Raw genomic sequence first — 22,151 nt, forward strand, 5'->3', positions numbered from 1 at the left:
AAATGATGATGCAACCTGGGAAAGGATTTTTAGTCTGGCTGGCGGGTCTTAGCGTACTCGGCTTTCTGGCAACGGATATGTATCTGCCCGCCTTCGCCGCAATTCAGTCCGATCTGCAGACACCTGCATCTGCCGTCAGCGCCAGCCTTAGCTTATTCTTAGCGGGTTTTGCCGTCGCGCAACTTCTGTGGGGGCCGCTCTCTGACCATTATGGCCGCAAGCCTGTTTTGCTGCTGGGTTTATCCATCTTCGCGCTGGGCAGTTTGGGCATGCTGTGGGTTGAAAATGCCACCGGTCTGCTGGTACTGCGCTTTGTTCAGGCCGTTGGCGTTTGTGCGGCATCGGTTATCTGGCAGGCGCTGGTCACCGATTATTATCCTTCACAAAAAGTAAACCGCATCTTTGCCACCATTATGCCGTTGGTCGGGTTATCCCCGGCATTAGCGCCATTATTAGGCAGTTGGATCCTGGTACATTTTTCCTGGCAGGCCATTTTCGCCACCCTGTTTGCCATTACTCTAATCCTGATGCTTCCGGCTCTGCGCTTAAAACCAACAGCTAAAGCACGCGACGACAGCCAGGATAAACTGACTTTCGCTACCCTGTTGCGCTCAAAAGTTTACCGCGGAAACGTGCTGATTTATGCCGCCTGCTCCGCGAGCTTCTTCGCGTGGCTGACGGGTTCCCCGTTCATCCTCAGCGAAATGGGCTACAGTCCGGCGGTGATTGGCCTGAGCTATGTTCCACAAACCATCGCTTTCTTAATTGGTGGTTACGGCTGCCGCGCTGCGCTGCAAAAATGGCAGGGCCGTCAGTTGCTGCCCTGGTTACTCATTCTGTATGCCTTTAGCGTAGTGGCCACCTGGGCAACCGGCTTTATTCACCATGTTGCGCTGGCTGAAATCCTCATCCCATTCTGCGTTATGGCGATTGCCAATGGAGCAATCTACCCTATTGTTGTGGCTCAGGCGTTACGTCCTTTCCCACAAGCTACGGGACGCGCAGCGGCATTGCAGAACACACTGCAACTGGGTTTATGCTTCCTGGCAAGCCTTGTGGTTTCCTGGTTGATCGCCACCCCGCTGCTCACCACCACCAGCGTGATGCTGACAACGGTGCTGCTGGCGGCCGCGGGTTACAAAATGCAATCGCAGAAGGCTAACGCCCCGCACACAGATGATCGGGCGCAAATTGCCCACGGTGAGTCTCACTAGTAATCACCCTTGATAATTGATTAGCCTGCTAATATTTATTGGTTGAATCGTCAAAAATTCAGGCCTATACTGATTTCCGGTTGTTAAAAAAACGATAATTGTTATGTGTTAACGGGGACAAGAACGTTCCCGTTTTCCCATGGATGGTCTTTTCGGCAAGGGTTCCTCCCTTCCTCTGTTCTACGTCGGATTATAGATTCGCGGATTAATTCCGTGAGAGTTCTCACAAAGCCCAAAAAAGCGTCTACGCTATTTTAAGGTTCTGATCACCGACCAGTGATGGAGAAGCTATGAGTTCATCGTGTATAGAAGACGTCAGCGTACCGGATGATGACTGGTACCGCATCACCAATGAATTATTAAGCCGTGCAGGTATTACCATTAATGGTCCGGCACCGGCAGATATTCGCGTAACGAACCCCGATTTTTTCAAACGCGTACTGCAGGAAGGATCGTTAGGGTTGGGCGAAAGTTATATGGATGGCTGGTGGGAATGCGACCGGCTGGACATGTTTTTTTGTAAAGTCCTGCGCGCCGGTCTTGAAAACCAACTCCCCCGCCACTTTAAAGATACGCTCCGTATCGCCACGGCTCGCCTGTTCAATTTACAGACCAAAAAACGTGCGTGGGTCGTCGGCAAAGAACACTACGATTTGGGCAACGATCTCTTTACCCGCATGCTGGACCCTTATATGCAGTATTCCTGCGCCTACTGGAAAGATGCCGATACCCTGGAATCTGCCCAACAGGCGAAGCTAAAAATGATTGCCGAAAAACTGCAGTTGAAGCCAGGCATGCGGGTGCTCGATATTGGCTGCGGCTGGGGCGGCTTATCCCAGTTTATGGCGTCACAATATGGCGTTAGCGTGGTGGGCGTGACCGTTTCGGCAGAACAGCAGAAAATGGCGCAGGCGCGTTGTGCGGGGCTGGATGTCACAATTTTGCTGCAGGATTATCGCGACCTTAACGACAAATTTGATCGCATTGTCTCCGTCGGCATGTTTGAGCATGTGGGGCCGAAGAACTACGCGACTTATTTTGAGGTGGTTGATCGTAATTTAAAACCCGACGGCCTCTTTTTGCTGCATAGCATCGGCTCTAAAAAGACCGACAATAACGTTGATCCGTGGATCAATAAATATATCTTCCCGAACGGCTGTTTACCGTCAGTTCGCCAGATTGCCAACGCCAGCGAGCCGCATTTTGTGATGGAAGACTGGCATAATTTTGGCGCGGATTACGATACAACGTTGATGGCCTGGCACGAGCGTTTCATGAGATCCTGGCCTGAAATCGCCGATAACTATACCGAACGCTTTAAACGGATGTTCAGCTATTACCTGAACGCCTGCGCCGGTGCGTTTCGTGCTCGCGACATTCAGCTGTGGCAGGTGGTTTTTTCCCGCGGCGTTGAACACGGCCTGCGCGTTCCCCGCTAATCGTTATCACCCCCGTGCCAACGGGGGTTTTACACTCTGGCTTAGGCTCCCGCCTCACCCGTTACGTTACTGATGGCGCTTTCACGCGCCGCCAGTACGCGCTCAACGGTATCAACCACCGCCTGGGTTTGAGGATCGATTTCGATATTGACCCGCGCGCCTAACTTTTTCTTACCCAGCGTCGTACGTTCCAGCGTTTCCGGGATCAAATGCACACAGAAACGCGTCGGTGTCACCTCGCCGACCGTCAGACTGATGCCATCAATTCCGATAAATCCTTTGTACAAGATGTATTTCATCAGCGACGGATCCTGAACTTTAAACCACACCTGGCGGTTGTTCTCCGAGGTCAGAATTTTCGACACTTCGGCGGTCGTCATAATATGGCCCGACATTAAATGTCCGCCAATTTCATCACTGAATTTTGCCGCTCTCTCAACGTTGACCAAATCCCCAACCTTCAGGTCACCCAGATTGGTGATACGCAGCGTTTCTTTCATCAGATCAAAGCTTATCTGGTTACCGTTGATTTCGGTTACCGTCAGGCAGCACCCATTGTGGGCAACCGATGCGCCGGTCTCCAGCGCATCCAACATATATTCAGGTAACTCCACAACATGCGTACGAAAATTTGGTTTTTCATCAATGGACACCAGTTTCGCGGTGCCCTGCACAATACCCGTAAACATACTTCTAACTCCTGAACTGAATTAAGACATCTCTGCACAGCACAATAGCAGGTGGAAATTCAGGTTGCCAGCAATGCGCCGCTACTGCCTGTTTTTTCACTGGAGAATTACGTATTCCTCGCTACAATAGACTGAAATTTCCCCTGCTTTTTCTCCTTGCTGCCATATAAGGCGGCTTTTTTAGTCTCTCAAATAACAACAATATAGTGGTGTACACGTGCAAAAGTATGTAAGTGAAGCGCGTCAGTTATTAGCTCTGGCAATTCCGGTGATTCTTGCGCAAATCGCTCAAACCGCAATGGGATTCGTTGATACCGTCATGGCGGGCGGATACAGCGCCACGGACATGGCGGCCGTCGCCATTGGCACATCTATCTGGCTGCCGGCCATTTTGTTTGGTCACGGACTGCTGCTGGCCTTGACGCCAGTGATTGCGCAACTCAATGGTTCCGGGCGCCGCGATCGTATCGCCCATCAAATACGCCAGGGTTTCTGGCTGGCGGGCAGCGTCTCCATTCTGATTATGATCGTGCTCTGGAACGCGGGATACATTATTCGCTCCATGCATAACATCGACCCGGCGCTGGCGGATAAAGCCGTCGGCTACCTGCGTGCGTTGCTGTGGGGCGCGCCGGGGTATTTGTTCTTCCAGGTAGCCCGTAACCAGTGTGAAGGTCTGGCCAAAACCAAACCGGCGATGGTGATGGGATTTCTCGGCCTGCTGGTGAACATTCCTGTTAACTATGTTTTCATTTATGGGCATTTTGGCATGCCGGAACTTGGCGGCGTGGGCTGCGGCGTGGCAACAGCGGCGGTTTACTGGGTGATGTTTATCGCCATGCTGTCATACGTTAAACGCGCACGCTCGATGCGTGATATCCGTAATGAGCGTGGTTTCCAGAAACCGGACACCGCCGTAATGAAGCGCCTGGTACAGCTGGGTTTACCTATCGCGCTGGCGTTATTTTTCGAAGTGACGCTGTTTGCTGTGGTGGCGCTACTGGTTTCCCCGCTGGGGATTGTCGACGTGGCCGGACACCAGATCGCGCTCAACTTCAGCTCGTTAATGTTCGTCCTGCCGATGTCTCTGGCTGCAGCCGTCACCATTCGAGTCGGTTATCGTCTGGGCCAGGGTTCCACGCTGGATGCGCAAACCGCAGCCAGAACAGGTCTGGGCGTCGGCGTCTGCATGGCGGTTGTGACGGCGATTTTCACCGTAACATTCCGTGAGCACATTGCCCTGCTCTACAACAATAACCCGGAAGTTGTCGCTCTGGCAGCGCAGCTCATGTTACTGGCCGCGGTGTATCAAATATCGGACTCTATCCAGGTTATTGGCAGCGGTATCCTACGTGGTTATAAAGACACGCGTTCCATTTTCTTTATTACCTTTACGGCATACTGGGTACTGGGTCTGCCGAGCGGTTATATTCTGGCGCTCACCGATCTGGTGGTTGACCGGATGGGACCGGCAGGATTCTGGATGGGCTTTATTATCGGCCTGACCTCTGCGGCAGTGTTGATGATGTTGCGGATGCGTTTTCTTCAGCGCCAGCCGTCAGCGGTTATTTTACAACGCGCTGCACGATAATCCCCAAATAGCCGCCATCTGGCGGCTTTTTTATATCCTCAAAACGGGCTGGCGTTTTGGGTCGTCATCCATTCCTGACTGACCGGATGCCTGAAATGCAGTTCACTGGCATGCAGCATCAGTCTCGACGTCCGTTCGGTGCCTGGCAGCAGACGCCCACCATATAAATCGCACCCCAAAATGGGATGCCCCAACTGCTGACAGTGGATCCGCAACTGGTGGGTACGCCCGGTTTCAGGTGTCAGCCGTACCCGCGTCAAAGCGAGTAACTCCCCATCTTGCTGGCGATGATGAAAACGCTCAATAACCTGATAGCGCGAGCGCGCGGGTTTACCGTTAATGGCGCAAATCGACATCAGTGGAAACAGCGCCGGGTCTTTGGCAATCGCTGCGTCTATAACGCCTTCATCGTTTTTCAGATGCCCGCACAACAACGCACTATACACCTTGCTTACCGCGCGCTGACTGAACTGCTGGCAAAGCGCGGCGTTGATAGCCTTGTTACGGGCAATCACCATCAGCCCTGACGTCCCAAAATCAAGCCGATGTACCAGCGTACAGCCGGGGTAAATCTGTACCAGCCGGTGATGTACCGAATCGAGATTCTGCGGGTTTTTCCCCGACAAACTAAGCAGTCCGGTGGGTTTATTGATAAGCACCAGATGCTCGTCCTGATGGAGGATCGCTATCTCCTCATGACAAGGCGGGGCAATAAAGGTATCGAGGATCGTAGACATGAGCGGCCAGGATGAAGTGTGGAAACGGATGATAGCGAATTTTTACCACACTGGCGAATCAGGGCGCTTAACCAATGACAATCATTGCATGATAGAGTGTGGGATATCCTGAGTGCGATGAGAGGGTTACACCGTGCAACAAATCGATTTCTACATGGTAGATGCCTTTACCACTACGACGTTTGGCGGTAATGCCGCAGCAGTATGCCCGCTCGATGACTGGTTGCCGGATGAAATATTATTAAAAATGTCGCAGCAGCATAACCAGTCGGAAACCGCTTTTTTTGTCGCCAATGAGAATGGCTTCGAGCTGCGTTGGTTTACCACGCAAGGCGAAATTAATCTGTGTGGGCATGCCACGCTTGCCGCCGCACATGTCATCTTTGAACATCTGGATTACCCGGAAGCGACCATCCATTTTGCCACCCGTTTTGTGGGTCCACTGACGGTCACGCGCAGCGGTGATTGGCTGACGCTTGATTTTCCTGCCTGGCAAAGCGAACCTGCCGAACCGCCCGCCTTACTGCTGGAAACATTGGGCATCACCGAATATAAAGAAGTGCGCGTCGCGCGCGATTACATGGTCGTGATGGAGAATCAACAGCAGGTTGAGGCTGTGCGCCCGAATATCCACGCCATGATTCCCCTCGGGAAAATGGTATGTATCACCGCGCCGGGTGACGGGGAATACGATTTCGTCAGCCGTTTCTTCTGCCCGGGTGAAGCAGTCGCGGAAGACCCGGTCACCGGTTCGACGCATAGCATGCTGATTCCTTACTGGGCTGCAAAACTGAATAAAACGCAGATGCTGGCGCGCCAGGTCTCTGAACGCGGCGGCGATTTACGCTGCCAACTGACAGGAACACGTGTTTATATCGGTGGACAAGCAGTAACTTATCTGACGGGTAAAGTGCTGTTACGCTAGCAGCCTTACCCGAATTAACCAATCCATGGAGGATTTATGGCGAACAAACTCGTGCAGATACACTTTGATTTTCCTGGGCCGTTTGGCGCTGAGATGTCACATCAGCTTGTTGAACTGGCCGAATCCATCAACCAGGAGCCGGGATTCATCTGGAAAATCTGGACCGAGAACGCAGCAAACCACGAAGCGGGTGGCATCTACCTGTTTCAGGATGAAGACAGCGCTCTGGCCTATATCAAAAAACACACGGCTCGCCTGAAGCACCTGGGTGTGGAAGACGTGACGTGCAAAATCTTCGATATCAATGAACCGTTAAGTAAGATTAACCACGGCCATATCGGCTAATTTTTGGCTTTAACGCCCCGCCCCGGGGCGCTTCTTCACTCCCCTGCTTTACCCTCATCAAAAGCGTTCCCCCTCTTTCACCGCGCCAGGATAGCTATATAACGTGGGTCACGTTTGCCATAGTTCACAAAATCATCACCTGTGAAAACTATCACTAGCCGAACGCGGTTTGAAAGCGTATAAAATAATACAAATAGTATTATTTTATACAAAATGAATTACCACTAACTACAGGAGATTCTCTTATGTCCGTGGACATTACATTGAACTCATCTGCAGGAGGTTTTCCGCCTGCAGGTCATTACTCACACAGTACAACGGCTGGCGGATTCGTCTTCATTTCTGGTCAGTTGCCGGTCACAAGTGATGGCGAAAAAAAAACCGAGGCCTCTTTTGAAGAACAGACGCGGCTGGTACTGCAGAATATTGATGCCTGCCTGGCTGGCGCAGGGGTTTCTCGACAGCACCTGGTGTCAGTACGCGTCTATGTAACAGATATCAACCAATGGCCAACGTTTAACAAAATCTATGGGGAGTGGATCGGTGATTTCCGGCCCTCCCGCGCGGTAGCGGGCGTTGCAGAGCTTCATTATGGTTTCGCGCTGGAAGTTGAAGCTATTGCCCTGGCCCCACAAGCATGACGTTTAACGACATACAGGTGAACAACAATGACTGAAATGACACTGCCTGATTATAACGATGTTGCCGCCGCGGCAGAGCGCATCGCCGACTATGCCAACAAAACGCCGGTGATGACCTCCCGAACGGTTAATGACGAATTTGGTGCTGAAGTTTTCTTCAAGTGCGAAAACTTCCAGAGAATGGGCGCGTTTAAATTTCGCGGAGCCATGAATGCGTTACGCCAGTTCACGCCAGAACAACGCGCTGCGGGCGTCGTCACCTTTTCGTCCGGCAACCATGCGCAGGCCATTGCCCTGTCGGCAAAATTGTTGGGGATCCCGGCGACGATTATCATGCCGCATGATGCCCCGGCGGCTAAAGTTGCAGCCACAAAAGGCTATGGTGGAAATGTGGTGATTTACGATCGCTATACCGAAGATCGTGAAAAAATCGGACGGGAGCTGGCAGAGAAACAAGGATTGACGCTGATCCCGCCATACGACCATCCGCACGTGATTGCGGGCCAGGGCACCGCCACAAAAGAGCTGATTGAAGAAGTGGGTCAGCTAGACGTTCTTTTCGTGTGTCTGGGCGGCGGCGGCCTGCTTTCGGGCTCCTCACTGGCAGCCAGACATCTGTCACCTGACTGCATCATCTATGGTGTCGAGCCAGAGGCAGGAAACGATGGTCAACAGTCGTTTCGCAGCGGAAAGATTGTTCATATCGATACGCCGAAAACCATTGCTGACGGTGCTCAGACCCAACATCTCGGGAATATTACGTTTCCGATTATCCAGCGAAATGTGCACGATATTCTGACTGTCTCAGACGATGAATTAGTCGCCTCGATGAAATTTATCGCTGAGCGAATGAAAATTGTCGTGGAGCCGACTGGCTGTCTGGGTTTTGCCGCCGCCAGAGCGCGCAAAACTGAACTTCGCGGCAAGAAAATCGGCATTATCATCAGCGGCGGGAACGTGGATATCAGCCGCTACAGTGAATTCCTTGCCGGGTAATCAAGAAGGTATCTGCCATGCGGATACCTTATTACCGTCTGAACACTCGCGTCTGGAAAAGCGAACCCTGCTCACTGTAAACTGCCCGCAATCATGGCAACAGGCATCACCGCAGGAGACTGGCATGCCAAAAACCGATAACAACTCACTTCTCAGCCAAATTGACACTATCGCCAGGGGCTTGAGCGAGACCTTCTCGCCGTTTTGCGAAGTGGTGGTTCATGATCTCAAAAATCCTGAACATGCCATTTTATCCATCCATAATAACCTGTCCGGGCGAGAACCCGGCCAACCGGCAACAGAACTGGGTCTGGCGCGAATCGCATCGCCTGAATTTCCCAGCATTATTGCCAACTACAGCAACCAGTTTGCCGATGGCCGCCCGGTGAAAAGTACCTCCATCGGCATCAAGGATGACGAAGGCAAATACGTAGCAGCACTCTGTCTGAACGTGGATATGACGCTGTTTCGTGGCATGCAGAGTGCCCTTGCGCGTTTTACTGAAACCGCGGACTCCCCCATTAATGAACATATCGATCCCGGCAGTAATGAAGTCATCCGCCAGCGTATCGATGACTTTGCCGCTAAATGCGCAACGACGGCCCGCGCCCTGAAACCTGAAGACCGTAAACGACTGATTCAACAATTACGTAAAGACGGTTTGCTGAACGTACGAAAATCTATGGACACTGTGGCGCAGCATCTGGGCGTCTCCAGAGCAACCGCGTATCTGTATGCCCGCCAGTCGGCTCAGGCTGGCGAATAAACCCGGTTATGCGGCGCTCAGCAAGGTATATCCGCCTGGCTCATGCAGCAAGCCAGCGCGGCATATTCCCCCAATCGCGGTGCATCCAGCCATTGATAAGTTCATTAAGTTGCTGACGATCCCGTAGGTGATTTTGCATATTTTGAATTCCTGATAATTGACTATTTTTGAACGTCTGCTACGCCTGTGTAATCTAATCCCGGGAATAGGCAAAAATTTGATTTATTCAACAAGGTTACCCGCCGATAAAACAACGATTCCCTGTCGCTGCACAAAAAAAATAAACCTTTATGATCGTGTGATTTTTTAACAACCACAGAGTGAGTGTTTTTTGTACAGACACAACAAAAATCACCGTCCGTTAATAACAGACTTCGCCTGATTTAATAAATATTCATAACCATTAAGCATGGCAACCCATTGATTTAAATGAATTAAAATACAAATAACTTCACATCATCAATAATAGACAGGCGGAATATATAAATAGCGTGATATCTAAATTATAATTCTTTTACATCCGGCTGATTGGTGAGGTTAGAATGCGGTTAATAGTCATGTTGGTAAGCGTTGTGCTCTCCACCCAGCTTTGGGCGGGTGAACTTTCCAGGCCCACCGGTAAAGTTCTTTTAACGTTATCCGGTAATATTGAAAATACAAATGAAGACGGGAAAGCGGTTTTTGATACCGCCAGCCTTGAGAAGCTGGGCATGGTAAGTTTTCAGACCACCTCCCCCTGGTATAATGGACGTACGACCTTTACGGGTATTCCACTACAAAAACTCATGGATTATGTTGGAGCGAGCGGCTCCGTTGTAAAGGTTACTGCGCTTAATGACTACACCACCGTTATCCCTCTCAGTGATTTCAAAAAATACAATGCCATCCTTGCTTTAAAAATCAACGGAAAATATATGCGCATCCGTGATAAGGGCCCATTATTCATTGTGTACCCCTATGACAGCATGCCGGAACTAAATAATCAGATTTATTATTCAAGGTCTGCATGGCAGGTCAGTAGTATGGATATTGAGTAAGCGTTCAGAGGAACATCATGAACAGAATACTGGCTGGCATCATCTTTTTTCTTTTTATATCGACCGGATATATCTCTTTCCTCGTACATGAAAGGCAACAAGAGCTACAGAAACTGACTCACTACACCGATTCCTGGTCTGCCGCTCAGTTGGTATCACAATATTACCGATTTGAATCGTTGCTTGGTCTTTACACTATCGATGATACGATGAATCTTGATGATGTACGCATGCGTCTCGACATTATGCTCAGCCAGAGTGATTTGATAAAAGAAGGTGATTTGGGGCGCTACATAGAAAGCAATATAGCCCACCGTGAGCTAGCGGTAACACTTGAAAATATCCTTAGTTATCTGGATGATAATCTCGAGAAAATGAACCGTCCAGCACTCCAGGCGTATCTGAAAAAAATGCATACCCTGGATGCACAACTTGGGCGTCTTTCATCCGGCGCATTAAACAAAGATGTTAACTCGATTAATAACGCCAACCAAAAAATTCAAACGCTGTACTATATTTACTCAACGACATCTGTACTGCTAATAATACTGAGTGCGATTCTGGGTGTGCTCATTTTTTATCAAAACAGAAATATTCTGCGAGCGCACCTTCAGGTCAAGAGTCTTGCCGAAGAACTGCAAAAATCGAAGGAAAAGCTACAAATTCAGAATGCCAAACTGGAATATGACGTCTACCATGACTCGCTCACCGAGATGAATAACCGCCAGTTATTCTGGAGCGATTTAAATAAAACAATCGAAATGGCAGAGAAAAATAACGATGCTGTGACTGTGATGTTGTTTGATTTAGATCGATTCAAAGAGGTCAATGATACATATGGTCATGATGCCGGTGATATGTTACTGCGCCAGATATCGGATCGTCTGATTTCGACAAGCCTTACGTCGGATACGCTGTATCGCTTAGGCGGAGATGAGTTTGCGTTTCTCTCAAGTGGTCTGACAGAAAGTCGGGCCGTTTCGCGAGCCCAGAAAATATGTGAGTTTATCAGCCAGCCCTACACTATTTACAACACAATTATCAACATAACCACCTGTGTTGGGCGTTGTTGCTCAAATCAGGGAACTATCCCGCAGTTTGGTGATCTGATCTCTTAGGTTCACCACCGGGAGCGCCAGATGGGCAAGTCCAAGCACAAGATCAGCAACTGGAAACAGTACAACCAAGCCTTGGTGCAACGTGGTTCGTTGACCGTCTGGATGGATGAGCAAGCCATCCAGCAGTGGCATTGCCAAACCCATCATGGCCGCCGAGGGCGAGGCTTCCATTACAGCGACTCCGCCATTGAAACCGCGCTGATGCTCAAGGCGGTATTCAAGCTACCGCTGCGTGCCTTGGAAGGCTTCATCAACTCGCTGTTCAAGCTGATGAAGGTGCCCTTACAGTCGCCGGACTACAGCTGTATCAGCAAGCGCGCCAAGACGGTCGAAATCAAGTACCGCCTACCGAGCCATGGCCCAGTGGCTCACCTGGTCATCGATGCCACCGGACTCAAGGTCTATGGCGAAGGCGAATGGAAAATTCGCAAGCACGGCAAGGAGAAACGCCGCGTCTGGCGCAAGCTTCACCTGGCCGTAGATGCGGCGACCCATGCCATCGTTGCAGCCGAAGTCAGCCTGGAAACGGTGGGCGATAACGAGGTGTTGCCCACGCTGCTCAACCCCTTGCGCCGCAAGATAGAACAAGTCAGCGCCGATGGTGCCTATGACACCAGAGCCTGTTATGCCCTACTGCAAAAGAAGGGCGCCAAGGCCACCATACCGCCGAGAAAAAATGCGGCATTCTGGAAGACAGGCCATCCACGCAACGAGGCGGTTGCCGCGCTCAAGGCAGGAGAACTGGAGCAATGGAAAAAGGACTCTGGCTATCATCAGCGCTCGATAGCTGAGACCGCCATGTATCGCTTCAAGCAGCTCATCGGTCCGAAACTGAGTCTGCGGAGCTACAACGCCCAGGTGGGTGAGATCCTGGCCGGGGTGAAAGTCATGAACAAGGTCATAGGGCTTGGTATGCCTATTCGGCAGGCTGTCAACTAAGCCCGCCCGGCGGGTTGGGGAGCGACCATCCAACTTTGGATTTGATCAACAAGGCCCCTGTGTTGGCATTGTTATCTCAGAAAATGAGCGTCGCTCTGACTATCTTTATAAATTTGCCGATCTGGCCCTTTATGAAGCCAAAAATGAAGGCTCTGGCAAGATAAAAGTCTTCCGGCAACGAATGTTAGAAAAATTGCAGGAAAGCAGCACGCTTGAGCATGATATGGCATTAGCAATAGTCAACAAAGAGTTCGTGGTGTATTACCAGCCTATTGTCGATTCTTTCAGTCAGAAAATATACAGCTATGAGGCGCTAATTCGTTGGATCCATCCTCTCAAGGGCCTCCTGTCGCCGGATAGCTTTATTCCTGTTGCTGAAAAAACAGGGATGATTAATGAGATGGGGAAAGCGGTGCTGGAAATTGCCTGCAGGGAAGCCGCGGGTTGGGCGGTTCCGGCTAAAATTTCAGTCAATGTCTCCCCTGTCCAGCTAAGCAGCAAGGCCTTTGCAGGAATCGTGTTAACCATTCTGAAAGAAACTGGACTTCCACCTGACCGCCTCGAACTGGAAGTGACTGAATCCTCTCTCTTTACCGAGAGTGCTACACCGATAAATACGCTTAATAAGCTCCGGGCCCTGGGGGTAAAAATCTCCATCGATGATTTTGGTACCGGATACTCTTCTCTTTCGCGCCTCAGCAGACTTGCCTTCGATAAAATCAAAATAGACAAGTCCTTTGTGCATTCGATATCTACGCAGGAAGACGCCCTGACTATCATCAAACTGATCACGGGTATGGCGAAATCTCTCAATATGAAGGCTGTTGCAGAAGGTGTTGAAACGCAGGAGCAACTGGCAAGACTTCAGGCTCTGGGCTGCGATTTCGCGCAAGGATATCTGTTTGGCAAACCTCAGCCTTGTATCGATGAGGAAATCAGAAACGGTTAAATCGCGGCCGGCACATTTGCCCGTGGGTGCAGGGCCGCATTTTTATCATCGATTACACACCGTGAAAATTATCCCTGCTTAAACGCATCAGAAAACGGCAGGGATAACCTTCGCGAACAACGGATATTTCTGCCCCAGATTTACTCGCTATCAGGCTAATTAATCATTAACCGTAGGGCTAAATCCTTCGGATAAGGATCAAAATAGTTCTGGGTAAGTAAATAGCTATCTGGGTATTCAGCAAGGTAGTGCTTGAGCAGAGTCAGTGGCGCTAATATTGGCAGCAGTCCGCCGCTATAGTTGAGGATAACGTCACGCAACTCTCCGCGCTGGCGGGTGTTCAACCGATCGCGGAAGTAGCCCTGAATATGCATCAGTACGTTGGTATGATTTTTCCGTGAGGCGGGCTTTTTGAGGATCGCCATTAGCTTTTCGCGATATACCACGAAAAAAGCGTCCAAATCATCCCACTGATGGAGCGAGGCGACAAAAGGGCCAATATCCCGGTAACCCGCCTGGTGATGAGCCAAAAGCTGGAGCTTATAGCGACTGTGGAAGTTGAGTAAACCGTGGCGAGTAAGACCAGAGGCTCGCAGCATATTAAGCTCATGTAACGCGAACACTCGCTCGACAAAGTTCTCCCTCAGCACCGGATCGTGCAAGCGGCCATCTTCTTCGACCGGCAACCACGGGTAGGTTTCCATTAAGGTGCCGGTAAACAGACCGGTTCCCTCTTTTCGCCCGCGATTTCCCTTTTCGTCATACAGCCTCACTCTCTCCATTCCGCAGCTCGGTGATTTAGCACAGACGATAAAACCCGACAGACCGCCAAGCCCATTGATATACGAAGCGGTGAAATCGGACATTTTATCGGTTACATCCTCACCAGGCGCATGGCTAAAACACATGCGGATATTCCCCTGGGCGGTTTGAACCAAACGCAACGCGGGGCGTGGTACAGGCAAACCGATGGACATCTCCGGGCAGACAGGTTTAAAAGTCACCCACTGAGCCAGCTCGTCCATCACAAATCCCATCCGTTTATGCCCACCGTCAAATCGCACGGCTGAGCCGGTTAAACATCCACTAATCCCGATGACAGGTTGAGTGTTCATAACGCCCCCTCTTTTTTGACGCCCTTTTTCGGGAAGAAAAGTATGACTGTTTCACTAATAAATCATAGCGTACGTTATTTATCTGTCGCAGGCTCCCTACGAAAAACAGGTTAACCAATTTAAGTAAATATGCGCAGCGAAAGTTGGTAATTCCCCTGAACGGTTCTATAGTCGGGACTGCTTCTCATTACAGGGTTCACTAATGCGATTTAACGGACTGACTAAAGGTTTCTTCATTTTCATACTTGCCCTTGTGACCTGGGCGTTCTTCGATGTGTTGTCTCCCTATTTCTCTGCCATTTTGTGGGCCGCAATCTTAACCACCATCTTTAACCCGGTGAAAAACAGACTGCGCAGCGCGCTTGGCGAACGTAACGGGCTGGCGTCACTGCTCACCATCGGCATCATCTGTCTGATTGTTTTTATCCCACTGATGGTGATCTTCTCCTCGTTGGCTATTGAGCTGAACGTGGTGTATGCCAAATTACAACAAAACGACACTCAGTTCCCGGAAGTGGTCACCGCCATTATTTCGTATCTTCCTGACTGGGCCAGAGGATTCCTCGCAGAACATAATCTGGATAACGTCGCGCAGATCCAGAAAAAACTGTCCGACGTTGTACTGCAGGGTGGACAGTACCTCGCCGGCAGCGCGTTCCTGATTGGTAAAGGGACATTCGGCTTTGCTATTAGCTTTGGCATCATGCTGTATCTGCTGTTTTTCTTACTGAAGGACGGGCCGTACCTGGTGCGCCAGATTCTGGACTCATTACCGCTTTCTGATTTTGCTAAACAGCACCTGTTTGCCAAATTCGTCGGCGTGACGCGGGCAACGGTCAAGGGCACAGCGGTCGTGGCGTTGGTTCAGGGTATTCTTGGCGGCATCGCGTTTGCAATTGTCGACATCGACGGCAGCGTCCTGTGGGGCGCGCTGATGGCGTTTCTCTCCCTCGTGCCCGCGGTCGGCTCAGCGATCGTCTGGGTACCTGCGGCAATATTCCTCTTCGCCACGCACCAGCTGTGGCAAGGGCTGTTTATCGTTGGCTTCTTCGTGATTATCGTCGGGCTGGTGGACAATATCCTGCGCCCGCTGCTGGTGGGTAAAGACACCAAAATGCCGGATTATCTGATTCTGATTTCCACTCTCGGCGGAATGGAGGTCTACGGCATTAACGGCTTTGTGATTGGCCCCCTGATTGCCGCACTGTTCATTACCTGCTGGAACCTGTTTTCCGGGCGCGATCATGAAGGTAACGTGGAAGGAATCGACGAAGCCTTTATGGAAGAAGGAAAAAATCCTCCAGATTTATGATGGCAGGACGATAACAGAAGGCGGTCCTGAGACCGCCTTTTTTATTTTCACGCAAAATCATACGTTTCCTATAATTTCAATCATGCTTATTCATTAATCGTCGCAGAAGGAACTAATCAGTGCGAATTGCCACAATCACCAACTGGGCCTACAGCGCGACGGTGTGTCTGACCATTGCCTCCGGCGTTGTCATGTTGATGGCCTCCAGCGCCGATAACACCGAACGCCAGGTGGTGGAGCAGCGTTATCAATTCGATCAACTGACCGAAGAAGTCGAGCTCGATGCCTGGTCGCTGTCCAGTCTGGCACGCGAATATGTTATTGCAAAAGACCCGGAAGCGCTTAACGCCTACCGCCAGAAAGAAGCGTCGCTGAAAGCCGTTGAACAGCGGCTGTCGAAACTAAAAGACATTGGGGCGACGGATGAAGAGCTGGCGCTATTGCATGAAGGGCTGCAGATTGTTGATACCCTGCAGGATGAGCAAGCTGCGGCGCTTGCCAGCGTCGCGCGCGGAGAAGAGTCGCAGGCCATCGCCCTGCTGTATGGCAAATCCTATGAACAGGAACTGGAGCGAGCCCAGGACCGGATAGATCATTTCCGTCAGTTACTCGACAGCCGCGTACGCAACACCATTGAAGATGCCACTCAGACATCGCGCACGCTACGTACGGCTTCGGAAGTGATGGTCGGGCTGACGGCGCTGCTATTTTTGTTCGTTCTAGGCTTTATTTTAAAACGCCGCGTACTGCGTCCCGTGGTGCGTTTGAGCGATGTGGTTAACCGTCTGGCATCGCAGGATTACGCCGTTGAGACACCCAGCTTTAATCAGATCGATGAAATCGGCGATATGGCACAGGCGATCCGCATTTTTCGCGAGAACGGTCTGGCACGTCAGCGACTGGAGAAAGAACGAGACGCCGACTGGGCAATCCGCGAGCTGCTCGCACGTATGACTCAACGTTTGCAAGGCTGCGAGAATTTTGCCGATGTCATTAATGTGGCAGAGCTGTTTGCGCCGAATGTTGCTCCCGGTATTGCCGGGCGGCTTTACATACTGGATCGAGAGCCCTGGCAAATGCGCTGCGTTGCGCAATGGCTTTCACCGCAGGGCAAAGCGGATGCTTTCCACCCGGACGAGTGCTGGGCAGTGCGCCGCGGTCAGAGTCATCCACCGGTGCAAGGCGAACCCGATATCGCCTGCTACCATCTACCGGAATCATGCCAGCAGCATACCCTGTGCGTGCCACTGATTGCCCAGGGTGAAGCCATCGGCCTGCTCTCATTCCAGAACCTCAGCAATGATTCCGCTCCCTCTCGCGCGTATCTTGAACTGATGGCGGAAGCACTCGGTCTGGCGTTAGCCAACCAGCGCCTGCGTGATGCGCTGCTGGAGAAAGCGCTCTACGACCCGCTAACCGGCCTGCGCAACCGTCATCATCTGGAAGATACGCTACGCACCCAGATGAGCCAGGCAGTGCGTAACAAAGAGCCTATCAGTTGCCTGATGATCGATATCGATCATTTCAAAAATATTAACGACCGCTTTGGCCATGAGGCGGGCGATAGCGTGATAAAAAGTATCGCCACTACTATTCAGCGCGTTGTCCATGACAGCGGCATGGCCTTCCGCTACGGCGGTGAAGAGTTTCTGGTGTTGCTGGCCAATACGGATGAGCAGGCCGCCAACCGCTTTGCGACAGATATTTATAATGGTGTACGCGAACTGTCGCTGCGCTTTGGACTCTCAGAGATTGGTCACGTTGATGTCTCTATCGGCGTTGCCAGCTATCCGCAGCACGCCCAAAGCGACAATCTTCTGCGCGCCGCAGACGTGGCGCTGTATCGCGCGAAAGAGTTAGGCCGTTCGCGCATCGTGAGCTTTGGCATGCTGGAAGCGAGCTAAGATACGTCAGTACGCCGCGCATTGCTTTACCTCTGCGCCAGGCGGTGATATGTTGACTGGATGAACACAAAATACGATATCACCGCGTTTAATCACAACCTGTGGTGGCTGCCTTCTTAAAGGCGGTCAGAATGTGTTTTCCCCATTTTAAATAACCGCCGAAAGGCGGTTATTTGCATTTAAAGACCCCTTTCGGTTTTTTGATTAAGGAGTCTTACATGAACAACAAAACTATCATCCTCACTGGCGATCGTCCCACTGGCCCGCTGCATCTCGGCCACTATGTTGGCTCTCTGCGCCAGCGCGCCACGCTGCAACATGATTATCAGCAGTTTATATTGGTTGCTGACCTGCAAGGGCTGACCGATAACGGCAGCACACCACAAAAGATCCGCAACAATATTCCCGAAGTGCTGGCTGATTACCTCGCCGCAGGAATCGACCCGTCACTCACCACCATTTGTCTGCAGTCGGCCCTGCCCGCCCTCGCTGAGCTGACCGCGCTTTATATGAACATTGTTACCGTGGCTCGCGTGGAGCGAAATCCTACGGTCAAAAACGAAATTGCGCAGAAAGGATTTGCCCGCTCGTTACCGGTTGGCTTTCTGGTTTATCCCATCAGCCAGGCTGCAGATATTACCGCCTTCAAAGCCGAGGTGGTTCCCGTCGGCGACGATCAGTTGCCCATGATCGAACAGACCAATGAGATCGTGCATAAGATGAATAGTCTGTTACCGACCTCTGTCTTGTCGCATTGTAAAGCGCTACTGAGTGAGACCAGCCGTCTTCCAGGGATCGACGGTAATGCCAAAATGTCAAAATCGCTCGGCAATACACTACTCCTGTCCGCCAGCGAAGAGGCTATTCATCATGCGGTCAGCGCAATGTACACCGATCCCAATCATCTAAAAGTGTCCGATCCGGGGCAGATTGATGGCAATATGGTATTTACTTACCTCGATGCCTTTCATCCGGATAAAGCAAAAGTGGCGGAGATGAAAGCACATTATCAGCGCGGCGGGCTGGGTGACCGGACATGCAAAAACGAGCTGGAGATGTGCTTGCAGGAGCTTATCGCCCCGATGCGCGAGCGGCGGGCAACCTACATCCAGGATAAAGGTATGCTGATGACGATGCTCAAAAAAGGCAGCGAAGAGGCGCACGAGGTCACGCAGCAGACATTAAAAGAAGTAAAGCAAGGGCTGGGTTTGCCGGTGTTCTGAACTCGAAGCACTACAGGTTCGATAATTAAAGATAGCTCCCGACGAATGACAATCGCCGGGAGTGGCGCAGCCATGCGTTGACGCGTAAAGATAACCTCTGTCACAGAGGCTAATTAATTCGCTGTTTAATAATCCGCGCAATACGATATGTCGTTTTTTATGCAGTGTTATTTCTATCCTGCACCTTCAATTATTTCAACTAATCATTATGAATTACCCATTACATGTACGGGCTCGAAATCCTCACCTTGCCTGAGATATGATTATTTGTTAAATTAACCGCGTTAGCGTTAAATACATTGAGCATTACACAGACGCTATTTATACAATAATGAATGATGGAGTTAAAATGAAGTATGCGTTTGCATTAATGTTGAGTATGGTATTATCAGGTTGTACCGCAAATGATTGGGTGGATGCTGCAAGTGGGATAATGCAGGCAAAAGACCAACAAGATAAAGACGCAAGAAACAATCGCATCAAAGAAGCCAACAGGGCTGCAGGCTACTGATATTTAAATGATTAGCACATCCCTCTTCTTGTCTTTATAAACAGAAGAGGAATGGTATTCTAAACAAATTTACTGACTAAATAGCACAATTAAAATTGGTGTATAGCGCATACATATCCTTGCAGAGAATATAATAACCTAACGCTCAGTCCGCTCCGCGCCAGATGCTGGCTTTGCAAGTCCCCTGTCCCTATTCCTCATGTAAAAATGGCACTAATTGAAAGATGCCAATCCACCTCCTCATGTATATCTATATCCACACATAGTCATAAAGAAAAGGATGGATGAAGATGCTAAGAGGTAAAAGAGCCGTAATTACGGGTGGAGGCGGAGGATTTGGTCAGGCGCTGTGCGTGTGGCTGGCGCGAGAAGGCGTTGAGGTGGATTTTTGCGCGCGGCGTGCTGATGATATTCAAAAAACCTGCAGTATCATCGCGGCTGAAGGCGGGATTGCAAAAGGATATATCTGTGATTTAACCCAGCCTGAATCCCTTTCGCAGTTTTCTTCACAGTTGTTAACTTCAGACAAGCCCATCGACATTTTAATCCTCAATGCCGCCCAGTGGCTGTCAGGAACGTTAGACGATCAACCAGACGCAGAAATTATCAATACCATCAGTTCAGGCCTGACAGGTGCGATTCTACTGACTCATGCATTGTTGCCTGGGTTAAGACGTTCAGAAAGCGCGGATGTCGTCTCAATAATATCTTCATGTGGGATTCCGAATTTTACGGATTCAATTGCGCATCCCGCTTTTTTTGCCAGCAAACACGGGCTGAGCGGATTCACAACTAAACTGTCACACCAGTTGTCCGAAGAAAATATACGTGTGACCGGGTTGTATCCACCGGATTTCGAACTTACAGGGTTAGATACGTTTGTTGATAGTCAATCCAGAATGGGGGAATGTTTATTAAATGGACGCTCAGTCTGGGAAACAATTCGTTTTGTGCTGGCTCAACCGCGTAGTTGCCATATAGGTAGTATCTACTTTCAAGGTCCAACTCGCGAGAAACTGAGTGCCAGGGACGGCTCCTCGTAAAAACATTAACATCAGTAAGAAAAGGTTTGTCTCGCTCCATTTAGGTTAGAAAAGCGATCTCATCTTCTAAAATTTTCGCTCGATATGATGTGGTCAACTAAAACTGACCACCGCTTTAGAGTTTTTCCACTATCGGCTTTCCGATTCGTTTGGGGGTAACCCTCCGTTATAGTCATGCGCCCTTAGCGAGCTGTAATACCCGACGATATAGTCTGTGATCGCATGAGCAGCTTCGCTAAAGTTTATATAACTTGTCGCTGGCACCCACTCGTTTTTCAGACTCCGGAAGAAGCGTTTCATCAGGCTGTTGTCCCAACCGTTTCCACATCGGCTGATACTCTGCCTGATCCGGCAACGCCACAGTAACTGCCGGAACTGCCTGCTTGTAGAGTGGCTACTCTGGACGCCCTTCTAAGAGTCAAGCTGTTATCGGGATACTGTTGATCCGCCTGTTTTGATTGCGCAGTAACGTGTAAACTTCGCGGGAGATATATCGCTTTAGACAGCGTATCGCTTCCATTTTTGTATGTCCTTCGGCTACACGCCTGGCGACATATTCCTTTGTTTTTGCGTCAGTTCGTAAGCGTCCGATGGCGATGATGTGAAGTGCACTATTTGCAGCACGATCTCCACCACGATTAAGTCGGTAACGGTTCGTTTTTCCAGAAGAAACGGGGACCGGGCTGACACCACACAGTGCCGCAAATCCTGATTCTGATCTTAACCGTTGAGGATTGTCTCCGGCAGTGATCAGCAACTGTGAAGCGCTTTCGTATCCGATAGCATTACGTTTAATCAGCTCAGGTGCCAACTCGTCGACAATTGCCGCAATCATGACATCCAGATCAGCGATTTCGTCATGTAACTCGAGATAGCGTCGGGCAAGGGACTTTAATGAAATGCGATAAACGTTGGTTACATTGCGGTATTCACTGGCATCAGGTCTCCAGGAACCCAGGGTCCTGATGAGCTGCATGCGCGTCATATTTCTGAGCTGTTCACGTAATTCATCCGGGGCAGAGATAATATTTGAATGGATAATCTGGAGAGCGACTCTGCGGGCTGATATTGCTGTTTTTCGGCAAGTTTTTAATACCCGCAGGGACTCAATCATGCCATCACGCGTTTTGGGAGTAACTGTCCTGATGCCTGAGAATGCTGCATGAGCGGCACATTCAGCATCAATTGTGTCACTTTTACCCCGTTTGCGTCGCTCCATCCGGTCTGGAGCAGTCACCTCAAGAACTTCTAACCCGGCGTTCTGAAAATAACGAAGCAAACCGGAACCATAGGTACCTGTGCACTCAACACCAATTCGCTTTAATGTCCCAAACGAGGTCATCCATGCCAGCATCTGCCGGTAACCTTGTCGTGTTGTGGAGAAATACTGAGTCCCAAGGACTTTATTGTTCTGATCTACGACAGCGGCAACGTGCAAATCTTTATGTGTATCCACGCCACCCACAACGGCAGCTTCGGTAACTTTATCAACCATGACAGAGCTCCTGTGAGGAAACAGAGTTGAATCTCCAGACAGATAACCCGGACAGGACAGTAACGAGACAAGCCGTCAGGCCCTTCTTGAGTCACGCGCATCGGTGAGGAGATGCCTCGCATGAAGGCGCTTCCGGCAACCGACGGGTCCAGGGCAGGACAC

19 protein-coding genes and 3 pseudogenes are annotated in these 22,151 nt (G+C 50.4%); 17 read left to right on the plus strand and 5 right to left on the minus strand.

The features are described from left to right. The first annotated feature begins 8 nt into the window (after positions 1-8). Both punC and cfa read left to right on the plus strand, forming a co-directional pair. A complete protein-coding gene (gene punC / locus HV334_RS13190; RefSeq protein WP_016156423.1) occupies positions 9-1,214 on the plus strand; it encodes a purine nucleoside transporter PunC in 1,206 nt (401 codons plus the stop codon). 290 nt (positions 1,215-1,504) lie between these two features. Then, a complete protein-coding gene (cfa, locus tag HV334_RS13195; RefSeq protein WP_016152983.1) occupies positions 1,505-2,653 on the plus strand; it encodes a cyclopropane fatty acyl phospholipid synthase in 1,149 nt (382 codons plus the stop codon). Positions 2,654-2,694: 41 nt separating this feature from the next. Here cfa and HV334_RS13200 read toward each other — a convergent pair whose 3' ends face one another. After that, positions 2,695-3,342 (minus strand): riboflavin synthase, encoded by a 648-nt coding sequence (locus HV334_RS13200; RefSeq protein WP_016152982.1) that lies wholly within the window; start codon positions 3,340-3,342, stop codon positions 2,695-2,697. A gap of 217 nt (positions 3,343-3,559) precedes the next feature. On the opposite strand from HV334_RS13200, the gene mdtK reads away from it, so the two are divergent. After that, positions 3,560-4,933: a multidrug efflux MATE transporter MdtK gene (gene mdtK, locus HV334_RS13205; RefSeq protein ID WP_016152981.1), complete on the plus strand. Its 1,374-nt coding sequence runs from the start codon at positions 3,560-3,562 to the stop codon at positions 4,931-4,933. Between the two features lie 38 nt (positions 4,934-4,971). Here mdtK and HV334_RS13210 read toward each other — a convergent pair whose 3' ends face one another. Then, positions 4,972-5,670 carry an RluA family pseudouridine synthase gene (locus HV334_RS13210; protein WP_181220470.1) on the minus strand — a complete coding sequence of 233 codons (699 nt, stop codon included), beginning with the start codon at positions 5,668-5,670 and terminating at the stop codon, positions 4,972-4,974. Positions 5,671-5,803: 133 nt separating this feature from the next. Between HV334_RS13210 and HV334_RS13215 the strand changes: the two genes are divergently transcribed. From HV334_RS13215 to HV334_RS13255, 9 genes and pseudogenes are all read left to right on the plus strand, one after another. Then, positions 5,804-6,595: a PhzF family phenazine biosynthesis protein gene (locus tag HV334_RS13215; protein ID WP_115190613.1), complete on the plus strand. Its 792-nt coding sequence runs from the start codon at positions 5,804-5,806 to the stop codon at positions 6,593-6,595. A 36-nt stretch (positions 6,596-6,631) separates the two neighbouring features. After that, a complete protein-coding gene (locus tag HV334_RS13220) occupies positions 6,632-6,940 on the plus strand; it encodes a monooxygenase (protein WP_016152978.1) in 309 nt (102 codons plus the stop codon). 245 nt (positions 6,941-7,185) lie between these two features. After that, positions 7,186-7,581, plus strand: a complete 396-nt coding sequence (locus HV334_RS13225) for a RidA family protein (protein ID WP_019076721.1) — start codon at positions 7,186-7,188, stop codon at positions 7,579-7,581. 27 nt (positions 7,582-7,608) lie between these two features. Next, positions 7,609-8,577, plus strand: coding sequence for a threo-3-hydroxy-L-aspartate ammonia-lyase (locus HV334_RS13230; protein WP_181220471.1), 969 nt, complete (start codon positions 7,609-7,611; stop codon positions 8,575-8,577). Between the two features lie 124 nt (positions 8,578-8,701). Then, complete coding sequence (locus HV334_RS13235) at positions 8,702-9,343, plus strand: PAS domain-containing protein (RefSeq protein WP_181220472.1); 642 nt, start codon at positions 8,702-8,704, stop codon at positions 9,341-9,343. Between the two features lie 542 nt (positions 9,344-9,885). Next, entirely contained in the window at positions 9,886-10,380 is a 495-nt protein-coding gene (locus HV334_RS13240) for a molybdopterin-dependent oxidoreductase (protein ID WP_016152974.1), read from the plus strand. Between the two features lie 17 nt (positions 10,381-10,397). After that, a pseudogene (locus HV334_RS13245) lies at positions 10,398-11,444 on the plus strand (GGDEF domain-containing protein); the annotation flags it as partial. A gap of 75 nt (positions 11,445-11,519) precedes the next feature. Beyond that, the gene (locus HV334_RS13250; RefSeq protein WP_028016400.1) at positions 11,520-12,437 is read left to right on the plus strand and encodes an IS5-like element ISEc35 family transposase; all 918 of its coding nucleotides are present in this window, start codon (positions 11,520-11,522) and stop codon (positions 12,435-12,437) included. A gap of 58 nt (positions 12,438-12,495) precedes the next feature. Further along, positions 12,496-13,386 (plus strand): annotated as a pseudogene (locus HV334_RS13255) (GGDEF domain-containing phosphodiesterase); the annotation flags it as partial. A 155-nt stretch (positions 13,387-13,541) separates the two neighbouring features. Here the strand turns inward: HV334_RS13255 and HV334_RS13260 are convergent. Next, positions 13,542-14,501: a DUF523 and DUF1722 domain-containing protein gene (locus HV334_RS13260; RefSeq protein WP_016156416.1), complete on the minus strand. Its 960-nt coding sequence runs from the start codon at positions 14,499-14,501 to the stop codon at positions 13,542-13,544. A 202-nt stretch (positions 14,502-14,703) separates the two neighbouring features. On the opposite strand from HV334_RS13260, the gene HV334_RS13265 reads away from it, so the two are divergent. The 5 genes from HV334_RS13265 to HV334_RS13285 all read left to right on the plus strand — a co-directional run bounded on the left by HV334_RS13265 (position 14,704) and on the right by HV334_RS13285 (position 20,494). After that, positions 14,704-15,813, plus strand: a complete 1,110-nt coding sequence (locus HV334_RS13265; protein ID WP_181220473.1) for an AI-2E family transporter — start codon at positions 14,704-14,706, stop codon at positions 15,811-15,813. Between the two features lie 119 nt (positions 15,814-15,932). After that, positions 15,933-17,717 carry a diguanylate cyclase gene (locus HV334_RS13270; RefSeq protein WP_047500554.1) on the plus strand — a complete coding sequence of 595 codons (1,785 nt, stop codon included), beginning with the start codon at positions 15,933-15,935 and terminating at the stop codon, positions 17,715-17,717. Between the two features lie 218 nt (positions 17,718-17,935). Continuing rightward, positions 17,936-18,940, plus strand: coding sequence for a tryptophan--tRNA ligase (gene trpS / locus HV334_RS13275; RefSeq protein ID WP_049281616.1), 1,005 nt, complete (start codon positions 17,936-17,938; stop codon positions 18,938-18,940). A 349-nt stretch (positions 18,941-19,289) separates the two neighbouring features. Further along, a complete protein-coding gene (locus tag HV334_RS13280; RefSeq protein WP_181012492.1) occupies positions 19,290-19,451 on the plus strand; it encodes a hypothetical protein in 162 nt (53 codons plus the stop codon). 290 nt (positions 19,452-19,741) lie between these two features. Further along, a complete protein-coding gene (locus HV334_RS13285; RefSeq protein ID WP_181221896.1) occupies positions 19,742-20,494 on the plus strand; it encodes an SDR family oxidoreductase in 753 nt (250 codons plus the stop codon). Between the two features lie 129 nt (positions 20,495-20,623). Here the strand turns inward: HV334_RS13285 and HV334_RS13290 are convergent. Continuing rightward, positions 20,624-20,896: pseudogene (locus HV334_RS13290) on the minus strand (integrase core domain-containing protein); the annotation flags it as partial. Positions 20,897-20,912: 16 nt separating this feature from the next. Continuing rightward, positions 20,913-21,989 (minus strand): IS110 family transposase, encoded by a 1,077-nt coding sequence (locus HV334_RS13295; RefSeq protein WP_000227969.1) that lies wholly within the window; start codon positions 21,987-21,989, stop codon positions 20,913-20,915. Between the last annotated feature and the right edge of the window lie 162 nt (positions 21,990-22,151).

This window comes from Citrobacter sp. RHBSTW-00944, from assembly GCF_013615435.1.
In the GTDB taxonomy this organism is placed as follows: Bacteria; Pseudomonadota; Gammaproteobacteria; order Enterobacterales; family Enterobacteriaceae; genus Citrobacter; species Citrobacter braakii.